A 12,905-nucleotide genomic window follows, 5' to 3' on the forward strand; every position below is an offset into this window, starting at 1 on the left:
GAAAACTTTATCTAAGGCTTTCCTTTTTAATATATTTTTCGATTAAAATCTTAGATCATTAAAAGATATTAAGATTTAGAAAGAATATTTCTCAGAATCATTTCTGCATGAATTCTTGAGTTTTCAATAAACCAAAGATGCGTATCTTTTCCTCCGCAAACAACACCGGCTAGATAAAGATTAGAAACATTCGTTTCCATTGTTTCAGCATTGTAAAACGGATTCAGGCAATCTCCTTGTAATTCTATTCCGGAATTTCTCAGGAAATCAAAATCTGGTAGGTAACCTGTCATAGCCAATACAAAATCGTTTTCAATTTCATGGGCTTCTCCTTTCTCATCTTTAAAAACTACAGAACGTTCTTTAATTTCTACCATCTCCGAATTAAAATAAGCTTTGATACTTCCTTCTGCAATTCTGTTCTCAATATCCGGTTTCACCCAATATTTTACACTTTTTGAAATCTCGGAGTGGCGGACAATCATGGTAACTTCGGCTCCTTTTCTATACGTTTCTAAAGCGGCATCTACCGCAGAATTGCTCGAACCTATGACTACAATTTTCTGTTGGGCGTAAGGATAAGGCTCCGTGTAATAATGTTTTACTTTGGATAAGTGCTCTCCCGGAATGTTCATCAGGTTTGGAATGTCATAGAATCCGGTTGATATCACTACGTTTTTAGCAAAATATTCTCCTTTGGAAGTAGCCACAGTGAAGATTTCATTCTCCTTGGAAACTTTTTCTACTTTTTCGTATAAATTGATGTTGAGGTTCCGTTGTCTTGTAATTCCCTGATAGTATTCCAAAGCTTCCTGTCTTCCGGGTTTTGGAGCCGTAGAGATAAAAGGAATATTAGCAATTTCCAACTTTTCTGCGGTAGAGAAGAATCTCATATATAAAGGATAGTTGTATAAAGAATTTACAATGGTTCCTTTTTCGATAATTAAATACGTAAGATTATTTTTCTGAGCTTCTAATGCACAATTCAATCCGATGGGGCCTCCGCCGATAATAAGAATATCCAAAATTTCCATCTCACAAAAATACAAAAAACATGATGTACAGTGTTTTAAGTGATATGTAAAAAAACTATAGAGATAATACTTAATCTGTATTTCATCCCTCTGAAAACTTCAGTATGGCATTGCTTTTGGTGAATTTTTTACATCAAACATTAAAAAATATGAAAAAACTATTTGCTTCATTACTTATTCTAAGTGTGATTGCCTGCAAGAAAAATCCCGAAAAATTTATCAATGACAAAACAGATTCTACCGGGTCTGTAAAAACTGATACTACAAAGGTTACTCAGACTGAGGTAAGTAAAGATCAGGCTCTAAAGGAACTTAATGAAGAAATTATTCAGACTTTAAAGGATAAGAATTATAGAAAATTTGCCGATTTTATTCATCCGGAGAAAGGAGTGAGTTTCTCAATGTATGCTTTCGTAAATCCTAAAGAAGATAAAAGCTTTTCAAAATCCAATTTCATAAAATATGAACCGACTAAAACTTTGTTTACTTGGGGAACATTGGATGGTTCAGGAGATGTGTATAAAGCTACGATAGACAATTATCTAACAAAATGGGTCTATTCAAAAGACTTTGCAACTGGGCAGGTTGCTTTTAACGAATTCTTAGGGAAAGGGAATTCATTGAACAATTTAAAGGAGATCTATCCAAAGGCAGATTTTACAGAGAATTATATCAAAGGTTCAGAAGCAAATGCTGGGATGGACTGGAAAAGTCTTCGTTTGGTTTTCGAAGAGCTTCAGGGAAAATATTATCTGGTTGCGGTAGTGAATGATCAATGGACGATATAAAGATCTATATAGAATTAAGCAATTCCTGCAATATTTATAAAATTAAATTTTCCAGTTGTTAGATTTAATTCAATATAGATATTGCAGTTTCCTCCATCCATCATACTTGTTTCATAATACATATAGCTCTCAGATAAAAACTTACTTTTACAGTAAAAGTGAGCCTGTATAATTATTTCATTTTTGATATTTTTTACAGCTACAATTTGTTTTAAATAATCAGAATATTTTTCTAAATCTTTATTAGAATTAAACTCATTTTTAAAAATAGAATCAATTTTAAAAAGTTCTTTTGTACTGAGTTCGTAATTGGATAAATCTTTTTCTCTAAAGGAATTATGATATTTTTTATAGAAGGTAAAAACAGCATAATTATTTAGATTCTTAAAATCAATGTTATTTTTTACCAATAGAGATGTTCTTCGAATTTTCATTCTCTCAGGATAATCCCCATCTATAAATTCTACAAAACCATTCTTTAATATAGCTGTTTTACTATTATTGTAAGTTAATTCATTTGGGTAAAATTTAATTGTATCTTTTTTTATTTTAAGCTTTCCTTTCCATTTTTCAATCTTATTTTCATTTATTTCGGTTGTTGTTTTGTTCACAAAATAAGTACTGTCGTTGTAAATTGTAAATAAGATATCGGTCTTATTTAAGTCATAAAACTTTTGAGATGCAACTAATAAAGGAGGCTTATTTTCATGTTTACTGCAATTTGAAATCAACATTAAAAATGATATTGAAATAAGCTGTAATACAATTTTCATGAATTGTGTTCAATTATAATATTTCTGCCAATTTTTTTGTCAGATTTTTTCTTGAAAACTGCTCAATATTTTGCGTATTGTCAGAAAGATTTCCGTTTTTCCAAAGCTCAAATTTTTCTAAGATAAAGCTCTTGATACTTTCGGAATCATTATAGCCGAAATGTTTTCCAGCTTTGGTTTCTTCCAGTATTTTTGAAACATCGGCACCATTCGGACCAAAAGAAATAATTTGTTTTCCTGTAGCCAGATATTCGAAGATCTTCCCGGGAATGATTCCTTTTGAAGATTCATTAGGGAAGTTGGTAATCAGTAAAAGCGAAGATTTTGCCATTTCTTCAATAGCTTTGTCATGAGAAAGATAACCTAGGTTGGAAATGTGTTTTTTTAAACCGGAATTTTCAATTTCCTGTAAGATTTTATCATCGACTCTTCCTGCAAATTTTAAGCTAAAATTCTCAGCAAAATCTGAATTTGTAGTGACTAAATCATAAAGTGCTTTCCAAAGGTTTTCAGGATTTCTTAACTGCTCTAAAACACCGATATAGCTTAATGTAAATTTTTGATCAGAATTTGAGATCTTTTGAGAAGCATCGGTCTCATCAAATCCATTAGTGATACAAATTGCATTAGCTCCGTTCTTTCTAAAGTTTTCTGCATCTGTATAACTTGTCGCCAAGGTAATGTCTGCATTTTTGAAAACAGCACTTTCCAATTGACGGTGTTTCTGATCTGAACTTTTGGTAAGTTTTAAATGTTTATAGTATGAAATTTCCGTCCATGGATCACGGAAATCAGCAATCCATTTTAAATTGGGAAGTTTCTTTTTCAGATCTAAACCGATCAAATGTAAAGAATGGGGTGGACCGGAAGTTACCACAACATCGATTTTATTCTCTTTTAAATACTTTTCCAGGAATTGTACGGAAGGTTTTACCCAAAAAACTCGCGCATCAGGAATGAAAAAATTTCCTCTTACCCAGATTGAAAGTTTTGATTTCCAGCTTTGATTTTTACCTACATCAAATTGCCCGGCTTTGAATTTTTTATTGCTTTTATTTAGCTTTTCTGCCAGTTGATAAGGTTCCCAGATTTTTGTTTTTACGATTTCAAGATTCTCAGGAACGTCTTTGAGTAGGCTTTCATCTAATAACGGATAACTTGGATTTTCCGGAGTATAAATGATAGGTTTCCACCCAAAATCAGGTAAATATTTTGCGAATTTCAGCCACCTTTGAACACCAGGACCTCCCGCAGGAGGCCAGTAATAGGTGATGATCAATATTTTTTTGTGTTCCATTGGCTCTAAACAGTTTCAATAATTTCCTTCTTCTTTTTATTCATCATGAATATTCCAAGTCCACTTAATATGATAAAGAGACCGAAACAAAGAAGAGAGATCCATTTTCCTTTTTCAATAACTTCCGGCTCAAAGATCATTCTTATGTTGTGATTTCCTGCAGGAACGTGAACGGCACGAAGAAGATAATCTGCCTTGATGTAAGGAACTTCTTTTTCGTCTACGAACATTTTCCATCCATGAGGATAATAGATCTCAGAGAATACCGCTAACTGAGGAGTTCTTGATTTTGATTTGAACTCAAGTTCATTCGGCTGATATCCCGTTAAGCTGATTGTTGCTGTAGAGTCTGCCTGAACAGGTTTGCTGTTGAAATATTCTTTATCAGAAGAGGCAATAACGGCTGTTTTTTTATTATCAATAAGTCCGATAGACTTAATTTCTTCGTTTGCTGTGTTTACAAATTTTAAATCACTTACAAACCAAGCATTTCCGTTTGCTGTAGGGTTGGGAACTGCCTGAGGTTGCTCCGGTGATCCTACTACCCAATATTTAGCATTTAAAAGGTTGAGGATGTTCGGAACTTTTACAGAATCCATTACCTGGAAATATTCGTTGATGACATCATCATATCTTCTCAATTTTACGGCATGATATCCTCCGATTGAAGATTTGAAGTATGAAGTGTTTGTTTCGCTGAATGTTCCTAAAATATTGTTGAAAATTCTATAATGCGTTTTGTCTTTGTCAGCAATCGTTTCTAATGTTTTGTTAACATTTACATTCGCAATAATAGATTCCAAATTTGGATTTCCTTGAACTTTCTCAGCTAAAAGGTCTGAGCTTTCTGTTTGGAAAGGATTTTCAGCAAAGATCTTATCTACGTAATTTTCATCGTTTAGATAACGCTTGTTAACCGTCCAAAGATCAAATAAGCTTACCGCTCCAATAACGATTAAAACAATGTTTTGGTTTAGTTTTTTCTTTAAGCTTAAGAATAGAGCAATAACGGTAATAACGATATAAATAAATGCTTTGATCGCATCTATTCTGAATAATTTGAATCGCTCGTCTGTCAGATAATCCAATAGGAAAGGAGGTAAATAAGCCTGCTCGTTGTCTGTATGGAATCCTAATAGAGATTTACCAAAAATAAGAAGAATTAAGATCAATCCTAATGTTCCTCCTCCTACGTAAGTAAGAATTTTTTGTTTGTATTCTTCCGTTAGTTTTTCATCGGTAAAGAATTTGTACAATCCAATAATTGCAATTAATGGGAATAATAATTCAACTACCACTAAAATAGATGACGGCGCTCTGAACTTATTATAAAACGGTACAAAGTCTATGAAGAAATCTGAAAGTGCCATGAAGTTGCTTCCCCAAGCCAAAAAGATGGTAAGAATAGAAGCTCCTAAAATCCAGTAACGGTATTTTTTAGACGCAAAGAAGAATCCTAAAACGGCTAAGAAACAAACAATTGCTCCCTGATAAGCCGGTCCTGAAGTTCCGGGTTGGTCTCCCCAATAGGTAAGACTTCCGAATCCTTTAGAAATTCTGTCATATTCAGCCTGAGATTCTACGTTTTGCTGAACCAGTTCCTGAATTTTTGCCATCATTTCCTTTCCTTCCGGCTCCTGGCTTCCGCCACCCATCAATCTTGGAATGAAAAGGTTCAGTGTTTCCAGTTTTCCGTAGCTCCACATCAGCATACTTTCTTTATCCATTCCTGAATTTCCTTCGGTATGACTGTCGTTGGTTAAGATCTGCTTTCCACGAACAGTTTCTTTGATGTATTCAGAGTTGGCCATGATTCTCTGTGAATTCATTCCTACTCCAATCAAACATGATGCAGCAATAATTCCTGAAGAGATCAGAAAATGTTTTACTTCTGTTTTCTTCTGAATGACTCTTATAAGCTCAGAAATAAATAAGAAACCTAAAGCAATAAATAAATAATAGGTCATCTGAGGGTGGTTTGCTGCAATCTGAAGCCCCATGAAGAGGGTAGTGACAATGAATCCCCAAATGTACTGTTTCCGCATATAAACAAGTAAAATACCTGCTAAAAGTGGTGCAAAATACTCAATCGTATTAATTTTACCATTATGTCCCGCCGCAATGGCAATATAGAAATAGGTAGAAAGCCCGAAGAATGTAGCTCCTAAAAGAGCATATTTCCAGTTTCTGACTGCTACCATTCCTAACAGGAAAAATCCTGAAAAAAGTAAGAAAATATAATTAACAGGTCTCGGAAGAATATTCAGATAGCTGTCAATTTTTTTGATAATATCCCCGTTAAATCGACTTCCCATCTGATAAGTAGGCATTCCACCGAACATGGAGTCACTCCAGTAGGTTTCGTTTCCTGTATCAGCTCTGTAGTCCAAAAGCTCTTTTGCACCTCCTCTGTATTGTACAATGTCATGCTGGAAAAGCTGTTTTCCTGTGAACACAGGAGTGGAATATAAAAATGCTAAAACTATAAAGACAACTAATGAAATTGCAATATAAATTAAGTTTTTATTTTTCGCCATATTGATGGTTATTATCTTTTATTTTTCGGAATTATTACCTTTTATCTTTGCTCTCTTTTACTTCTTCAAAATCTACGGTTTCTGCATCCCATTTAAGATTCTGTTTCGATTTGTCTGAACTATGAATGTCCTGCTGTTTGTTGTTTGAGCCATTATTATTGTTAAATCTATAGCTGTAAAATGTCTTAAAGAAAATTCTTTTCAGAATATTCCAGACAAAGAAAATAATAATAGCAGAGAGTACTAACTCAAGAATGTACTTCATAATTTTTGATTTTTATTCAAAGCTTACAGTTCAAAGATTTCAAAGTTGATGATTAAAAAAATCTATTTCAAACCTTTGAACTGCAAAACTCTTTTTCATTTATTTAGAAGGATTTACCATCACAGAAGAATTGGAAATACTTTTCATAGACTGAGACTGTTTTCCATCTGAAATCGTTTCAATCTGTGATGTTTTTACATTAATATTCTGATTGGCAATCCATCCTGTATTTTGGTCAAACTTAATGGTTCCGTTTTGAACAAGCTCGCTGCTCATGCTATGCGTAATAGGTCCTTGAGCCTGTTTTTCTGTTTTCTTAGGGATTCCTCCAGAAATAGAAACTTCTACGATACCATTTCCTGCACTTTTTAACGTGTAGTTAGAGGTTACTTTTATTTTACCGTTAGGATCTGCATTTTCGCTATTCGCCCATTTTTCACCTATTTTCACTCCTTTCTTAGGAATAAGCGTCAGGTTTTTAGAAAGCTGATCTTTTAATATTTTTTCATTGAAGGTTTCCTTCAGATTAGCTGTTACACCTGCTTTCTGAGCTGGATCCTTTACAAGAGCTCCCACTGCATTAGCCACTTTTGTGTAGATAGGCTCAAAACCTGTAATTGAAATCACATTTCCTTTGGTGTCCATTTTTACGTTCAGCTTGTTGCTGGTAAGCGCTCTGTTGACAATCCAAAGCATTTTAAGTTCTTCCTCTTTCGGTTCCGGAAGCTTAGTATCTACAATTAATGTTTTACCTTGCGCCGATTGAGAATTTCTTTTAGCAACAAGATTTAACGTCATATCATATACATTTCCTTTGATGTCATTCACTACAAAATTCATCTCGTCAGTTGCTTCACTGGTCGCAGTGATCGACTTCCCTTGAGGGTCTGTCATCGTCTTTACATCTCTTTGATATGTTGTAAGCGGATATGTTTTCCCTTTTTCTAATTTAAAAGACTGTTTGAAGATTCCTAACGAGTCTTTGATAGCAGGATTTGCTTCTACTGTTACTACAGAATCAGCAGGAACCTCTACCGTAACTGTTTTTCCTGTTTTAGGATCTACTTTTGTGATTTTTGCCGTTTCTTTTTTGTTACAAGAAACCAATGCTATTGTTGATACTAGCGCAAGCGCCGCAATATTTTTCATTTGAATTTTTTAAATTTTATTTTTTACTACTATTTAATATACTATCTGCAATATCCTGCAGCTTTCCCTGAGATTCGCCGTCTGACTCATTGGTAAGGATAACGACACCCATATTTTTTGAAGGATACATCTGGAGCACGCTCGAAAAGCCAAAAGTTCCGCCTGTATGAAAAATGGTTTTGGTTTCATCATAGGTATGAATTCGCCAATATAATCCTATTTGATCTTCTTCGCTTTTTACCACAGGAGTGTGAGAGGTTTTTACATATTGATCATTTTCACGAAGATGATACTGCATGTATTTTACCAGATCTTCCGTTGTTGAAAGAATTCCGCCAGCTGGCGCCATGATCGTTGTAATATTTCGGGGCATTACCTTTCCTTTTTCATTATAACCAGTCAAAAGCTTTGCAGAATTTGTACCAATTATGGTATGATTCATTTTCAAAGGTTGGGTAATGTATTCTGAAAGCAGACTTTCATAGCTCTTATGATAGACTTTTTCCAGAATATCACCTGCGATCTGCGTTCCTACATTAGAATATTTATAATCCGTTCCGGGTGCAAAAGCAACTTTTGCCTGATGAAGATCTTCATAAAACTTTTTTTTAGAATAATTTTTATAAAAATCAGCTAATATCAAGGCTACAGAATCCATCGGCTTCTTAAAAGTTTCCGACTGATCAGGTAAAAACTGTGGTAATCCCGAAGAATGATTCGTAAGATTTGCAATCGTTATCGGATGCTTTTCAAACTCAAGATTGGGATAATTTCCGGTTAAATATTTTCGGATATCATCATCCAGTTTAATTTTACCATCCACTAAAGCATGCGCTAAAAGTGTTCCTGTAAACGTTTTGGTGATGGAGGCAATTTCGTAAACACTTTTGGAAGTCGGAAGTTCAGATTTTCCTAATTCCGTTGTTCCGTAATTGTAAAAATAACTTTTACCATCCTTAAAAACTCCTATTGAGATCCCGACACGAGCCGGATCCTGCATGTAAGCAGAAGCCTCTTTTTGAACCAACTGATCGAGTTCAGTAGCAAGAGGATTGTCTGTAGGAATTTTTTTGTTTTGTGCATGACATGTAAATAATGCAAAGCACAATGGTAAAAGCAATAGGTTTTTCATATATTATGCATTGGGAATTGCAGTCATTTTCTGCCTTACCGCTTCATATAAAATCGCTCCGCATGCTACAGAAACATTCAGTGATTGAGTTTTTCCTTCAATCGGTAGTTTTATTTTTTCATCGGCGTGATGAAGGACTTCTTTAGAAATTCCTGTTTCCTCATTTCCCATTACAACCGCGCAAGGTTCTTTGAAATCTACATCGTAGATTAGTTTTTGTGCCTTTTCACTTGCGGCAAATACGGAAATTCCACTCTGTTGAAGGAAATCAACAACATGTGCTAAGTTCGGTTCTTTACAGATTTTTACATTATAAAGTGCTCCTGCAGAAGTTTTTATCGCGTCAGAATTAATTGGAGCTGCTCCCTTTTCTGGGATAATTACCGCATCAACTCCCACACATTCTGCAGTTCTACAAATTGCACCGAAATTTCTAACATCCGTCAATCGATCCAGAATCAATAAAAACGGAGTTTTTCCCTCTTCAAATAACTGAGGAACAATATCTTCGATTTTATGGAACGGAACGTCCGAAATAAAAGCGACTACCCCTTGGTGATTTTTTCTTGTAAAACGGTTCAGTTTTTCAACTGGTACGTAGTTGGGACGGATTTTATTTTTAGCTAAAATTGCTTTTAATTCAGCATAAATAGGTCCTTGTAATGCATTTTGTACAAAAACTTTATCAATCGTTTTTCCTGCTTCAATTGCCTCAATTACGGGACGTAACCCGAAAATAAAATCGTCTTTTTTATCTGTCATGTTGATATTTTAAATAGTGAATTGTTAAATGTAAATCTACTTTGTCAGTCAATTTATTACTGTTGACTTGTGAGGTGAAATTTACACTCAATTATCTTCCTTTTTCTCCTAAAATTGCTCTTTTTTGTGCCATTACATAACCGTAATGTAAGCTTTCATGCATGTTGTTGAAAATAATGGCATCCTGAATGCTTTTCAAATCCATTCCGAAACTTGTCGTATAAGGAGTGTAATCCGAAAAGAAATCGCTGTCATAATCCTTCATTAAAATCTTTGAGGTTTCAGTCAATAAAAACGCCAAATCTTCCACTTCTGATTTCTGAACATCCAAATTAGGCAATGTTCCTTTTTTGTAGGTTTCGATCCAATATTTGTCTATTCTGAAAGGATTCCCGCTTAGGTAATAATGCAAAAGCTGTTGTGTGGCAACGGTATGCGCAATATTCCAGTATATATTATTGTTGAAACCGTCCGGAATCAGCAAAAGATCTTCGTGAGAAGTGTTTTGTAGGATTTCTAAAAGGTTTTTTCTTACTTGTCTGTGAGCTTGAAAATGATAATTCATTTTGCAAAAATTTTAATCACCAAAAATAGTTTAATAAACTGGAAATGACAATTTTTGAACGGCAGATTGAAGCAAAATTTATATATTTTTATGAAAAAAAAGAATAATCGTATTGAGTTTTAAGGTTTCAACTATTTTGGATCTCGCATTGGTGCTGGAATATTTAACAAACTTTAACTCAAAAATGGCATCTATTGTGTTGATTAATGCAAGTATTTATTAGAAATTTACCAATTATTTTAAATTAAGTTATGTCAGATACATATCAAGCAGAAGACATCCGTCAGCTGACGGAAAAAGTAAAAGAAAAAAACTACTTATTTTCTCTTCTGAGACAGGAAATCAATAAAGTGATTATCGGCCAGGAATATATGATAGACCGTCTTTTAGTCGGACTTCTGGGAAATGGTCACGTTCTTTTGGAAGGAGTTCCGGGTTTGGCAAAAACATTGGCAATCAAAACACTGGCAGATGCTGTTCATGGTGATTTTTCAAGAATTCAGTTTACTCCGGATTTGTTGCCTGCAGATGTTGTCGGAACCATGATTTATAACGTTAAAGACAACGATTTTTCAATAAAAAGAGGTCCTGTTTTTGCCAACTTTGTATTGGCAGATGAGATCAACCGTGCTCCTGCAAAAGTACAGTCGGCTTTGCTGGAAGTAATGCAGGAAAAGCAGGTGACTATTGGTGATGAGACGATGAAACTTCCAAAACCTTTCTTAGTGTTGGCAACGCAGAACCCGATTGATCAGGAAGGAACTTATCTTTTACCGGAGGCTCAAAGCGACCGTTTCATGCTGAAATGTACGATTGATTATCCAAAATTTGAGGATGAAAGAACCGTGATGAGAATGGTTTCAACGTCACATCAACCTACAGTAAAACCTGTGATTTCTTTACAGGATATTGTAGATGCAAAAGAACTTATCAATCAGATCTATCTTGACGAAAAGATTGAAAAATATATTCTGGATATGGTTTTTGCAACCCGTTTCCCTGAAAATTACGGTCTTTCAGAACTTAAAAACTATATAGGTTTCGGAGCTTCGCCAAGAGCATCGATCAATCTTGCTATTGCTTCCAGAGCGTATGCATTTCTGAAAGGAAGAGCGTTTGTGATTCCTGAAGACGTAAAAGAACTGGCAAAAGATGTATTGAGACATAGAATCGGTTTAACCTTCGAAGCGGAAGCAGAAGAAATTTCCACAGAAGAAATTATCAATAGAATTTTAGCGAAAATTCAGGCTCCGTAATGAGTGAAGTAATCATTAGAAAGGCGGTTCAGGAAGATTGTGCTCCGATGTTGGGGTTGATAAAAGAACTGGCTGATTATGAAAAGGCTTTGCATGAAGTTACTTTAACTTTAGAGCAGTTTATTGAAGATGGATTCGGAAGTTCGCCTGTTTGGGGAGCTTTTGTAGCTGAATATAATGGTGAGATTGTTGGAATTTCATTGTATTATGATAGATATTCAACATGGAAGGGAAGAAGATTGTATCTGGAAGATTTGGTGGTGACGGAAAAGTTGAGAGGTAAGCAAATCGGAAAGAAATTATTTGAAGCAACCATGGAATATGGAAAATCTAATCAATACAGCGGAATGGTTTTTCAGGTATTGAACTGGAACGAACCGGCGATCAATTTCTATAAAAAATACAGTCCGAAGTTTGATGATGAATGGTTGAATGTTTCAATAGAATTTAAATAGTTTATGCAGATAAAAGATATTGTAAAAAAAGTCAAGCAAATAGAAATCCGTACTCGTAAGAAGACGGAAGCTACTTTGATGGGGCAATATCACAGTGCTTTTAAAGGGCAGGGAATGACTTTTTCGGAAGTTCGTCCGTATCAGTTTGGCGACGAGATCCGTAGAATTGACTGGAATAAGACAGCGCGTTTCCGTGAGCCATTCGTGAAAGTGATGGAAGAGGAGAGGGAATTGACGATGATGTTGTTGGTAGATATTTCCGCTTCGATGGATTATGGAACAAAAACTCAGCTGAAAAGAGAATATGTGGCTGAAATTGCTGCGAGTTTAGGCTTTTCAGCGGCCGGGAATAATGATAAAGTGGGACTGATTTTATTTGCGGATAAAGTATATAAAGTGATTCCTCCACAAAAAGGAAGAAAACATATTCTTTCGATTATCAGTAATATTCTTACGGCAGATTATGTTCCTGCAGTCTCAAGAATCGATAAAGCTATGGAATACATGATGGGAATTTTTAAAAGAAAATCTCTGGTATTTCTTTTCTCGGATTTTGAAGATGAATATGACTCTAAAATGTTGAGAGTAGCTTCCAAAAAACATCAATTATTGGGAATGCGAATTTTTGATGAGAAGGATAATGAAATTCCGGATGTAGGATATACTTTATTATATGATGCGGAAACGGGAAAACAGGTTTGGGCGAATACTTCGAGTGCGAGATGGAGGTATAATTTTGCAGAAGCTCAAAAACAGAAGTTAAGAGCTTTAGAAGAAGATTTTGCCAATAGTTCGGCGAGCTTTATGAATATTAATACCGGTTCGGACTACTCAAAACTATTGTATAATTATTTTCAGAAGAAATAAAAATAAACGTTCTTTTGTTATTCTG

Annotated in this window: 13 protein-coding genes; 4 read left to right on the top strand and 9 right to left on the bottom strand. The window is 34.7% G+C overall.

Annotated elements, in window-relative coordinates; genetic code table 11:
• Window positions 1-68 precede the first annotated feature (68 nt).
• Complete coding sequence (locus tag RM51_RS08015) at window positions 69-1,034, bottom strand: YpdA family putative bacillithiol disulfide reductase (protein ID WP_039367254.1); 966 nt, start codon at window positions 1,032-1,034, stop codon at window positions 69-71.
• A gap of 149 nt (window positions 1,035-1,183) precedes the next feature.
• Between RM51_RS08015 and RM51_RS08020 the strand changes: the two genes are divergently transcribed.
• Window positions 1,184-1,822 (top strand): hypothetical protein, encoded by a 639-nt coding sequence (locus RM51_RS08020; RefSeq protein ID WP_039367796.1) that lies wholly within the window; start codon window positions 1,184-1,186, stop codon window positions 1,820-1,822.
• A gap of 14 nt (window positions 1,823-1,836) precedes the next feature.
• Here the strand turns inward: RM51_RS08020 and RM51_RS08025 are convergent, their stop codons facing one another.
• The 8 genes from RM51_RS08025 to RM51_RS08060 form a co-directional block, all read right to left on the bottom strand.
• Window positions 1,837-2,595 (bottom strand): hypothetical protein, encoded by a 759-nt coding sequence (locus RM51_RS08025; RefSeq protein ID WP_131667056.1) that lies wholly within the window; start codon window positions 2,593-2,595, stop codon window positions 1,837-1,839.
• A gap of 13 nt (window positions 2,596-2,608) precedes the next feature.
• Window positions 2,609-3,892 (bottom strand): glycosyltransferase family protein, encoded by a 1,284-nt coding sequence (locus RM51_RS08030; protein WP_039367256.1) that lies wholly within the window; start codon window positions 3,890-3,892, stop codon window positions 2,609-2,611.
• 5 nt (window positions 3,893-3,897) lie between these two features.
• On the bottom strand, window positions 3,898-6,429 hold the full coding sequence (locus tag RM51_RS08035) for a hypothetical protein (protein ID WP_185095001.1): 2,532 nt from the start codon (window positions 6,427-6,429) through the stop codon (window positions 3,898-3,900).
• Between the two features lie 34 nt (window positions 6,430-6,463).
• Window positions 6,464-6,694, bottom strand: a complete 231-nt coding sequence (locus RM51_RS08040; protein WP_039367260.1) for a hypothetical protein — start codon at window positions 6,692-6,694, stop codon at window positions 6,464-6,466.
• Window positions 6,695-6,793: 99 nt separating this feature from the next.
• Window positions 6,794-7,843, bottom strand: coding sequence for a DUF6263 family protein (locus RM51_RS08045; protein ID WP_039367262.1), 1,050 nt, complete (start codon window positions 7,841-7,843; stop codon window positions 6,794-6,796).
• 16 nt (window positions 7,844-7,859) lie between these two features.
• Entirely contained in the window at window positions 7,860-8,975 is a 1,116-nt protein-coding gene (locus RM51_RS08050; protein WP_039367264.1) for a serine hydrolase domain-containing protein, read from the bottom strand.
• 3 nt (window positions 8,976-8,978) lie between these two features.
• On the bottom strand, window positions 8,979-9,737 hold the full coding sequence (rlmB, locus tag RM51_RS08055) for a 23S rRNA (guanosine(2251)-2'-O)-methyltransferase RlmB (RefSeq protein WP_039367267.1): 759 nt from the start codon (window positions 9,735-9,737) through the stop codon (window positions 8,979-8,981).
• A gap of 91 nt (window positions 9,738-9,828) precedes the next feature.
• Window positions 9,829-10,302, bottom strand: a complete 474-nt coding sequence (locus RM51_RS08060; protein WP_039367270.1) for a DinB family protein — start codon at window positions 10,300-10,302, stop codon at window positions 9,829-9,831.
• Window positions 10,303-10,553: 251 nt separating this feature from the next.
• Here RM51_RS08060 and RM51_RS08065 point away from each other — a divergent pair, with 251 nt between their 5' ends.
• The 3 genes from RM51_RS08065 to RM51_RS08075 are packed head-to-tail and all read left to right on the top strand — an operon-like array spanning window position 10,554 to window position 12,880.
• Window positions 10,554-11,558 carry an AAA family ATPase gene (locus RM51_RS08065; RefSeq protein ID WP_039367273.1) on the top strand — a complete coding sequence of 335 codons (1,005 nt, stop codon included), beginning with the start codon at window positions 10,554-10,556 and terminating at the stop codon, window positions 11,556-11,558.
• The gene (locus RM51_RS08070; RefSeq protein ID WP_039367276.1) at window positions 11,558-12,013 is read left to right on the top strand and encodes a GNAT family N-acetyltransferase; all 456 of its coding nucleotides are present in this window, start codon (window positions 11,558-11,560) and stop codon (window positions 12,011-12,013) included. The genes RM51_RS08065 and RM51_RS08070 overlap by 1 nt, the downstream gene beginning before the upstream one ends.
• Window positions 12,014-12,016: 3 nt before the next feature.
• The gene (locus tag RM51_RS08075; protein ID WP_039367278.1) at window positions 12,017-12,880 is read left to right on the top strand and encodes a DUF58 domain-containing protein; all 864 of its coding nucleotides are present in this window, start codon (window positions 12,017-12,019) and stop codon (window positions 12,878-12,880) included.
• Window positions 12,881-12,905 lie beyond the last annotated feature (25 nt).

The sequence above is a fragment of the Chryseobacterium taiwanense genome, assembly GCF_000813825.1.
In the GTDB taxonomy this organism is placed as follows: domain Bacteria; phylum Bacteroidota; class Bacteroidia; order Flavobacteriales; family Weeksellaceae; genus Chryseobacterium; species Chryseobacterium taiwanense.

Coding starts and splice junctions, on each gene's coding strand:
- RM51_RS08015 (WP_039367254.1), bottom strand. CDS start 1,034: ATGGAAATTTTGGATATTCTTATTATCGGCGGAGGCCCCATCGGATTG.
- RM51_RS08020 (WP_039367796.1), top strand. CDS start 1,184: ATGAAAAAACTATTTGCTTCATTACTTATTCTAAGTGTGATTGCCTGC.
- RM51_RS08025 (WP_131667056.1), bottom strand. CDS start 2,595: ATGAAAATTGTATTACAGCTTATTTCAATATCATTTTTAATGTTGATT.
- RM51_RS08030 (WP_039367256.1), bottom strand. CDS start 3,892: ATGGAACACAAAAAAATATTGATCATCACCTATTACTGGCCTCCTGCG.
- RM51_RS08035 (WP_185095001.1), bottom strand. CDS start 6,429: ATGGCGAAAAATAAAAACTTAATTTATATTGCAATTTCATTAGTTGTC.
- RM51_RS08040 (WP_039367260.1), bottom strand. CDS start 6,694: ATGAAGTACATTCTTGAGTTAGTACTCTCTGCTATTATTATTTTCTTT.
- RM51_RS08045 (WP_039367262.1), bottom strand. CDS start 7,843: ATGAAAAATATTGCGGCGCTTGCGCTAGTATCAACAATAGCATTGGTT.
- RM51_RS08050 (WP_039367264.1), bottom strand. CDS start 8,975: ATGAAAAACCTATTGCTTTTACCATTGTGCTTTGCATTATTTACATGT.
- rlmB (WP_039367267.1), bottom strand. CDS start 9,737: ATGACAGATAAAAAAGACGATTTTATTTTCGGGTTACGTCCCGTAATT.
- RM51_RS08060 (WP_039367270.1), bottom strand. CDS start 10,302: ATGAATTATCATTTTCAAGCTCACAGACAAGTAAGAAAAAACCTTTTA.
- RM51_RS08065 (WP_039367273.1), top strand. CDS start 10,554: ATGTCAGATACATATCAAGCAGAAGACATCCGTCAGCTGACGGAAAAA.
- RM51_RS08070 (WP_039367276.1), top strand. CDS start 11,558: ATGAGTGAAGTAATCATTAGAAAGGCGGTTCAGGAAGATTGTGCTCCG.
- RM51_RS08075 (WP_039367278.1), top strand. CDS start 12,017: ATGCAGATAAAAGATATTGTAAAAAAAGTCAAGCAAATAGAAATCCGT.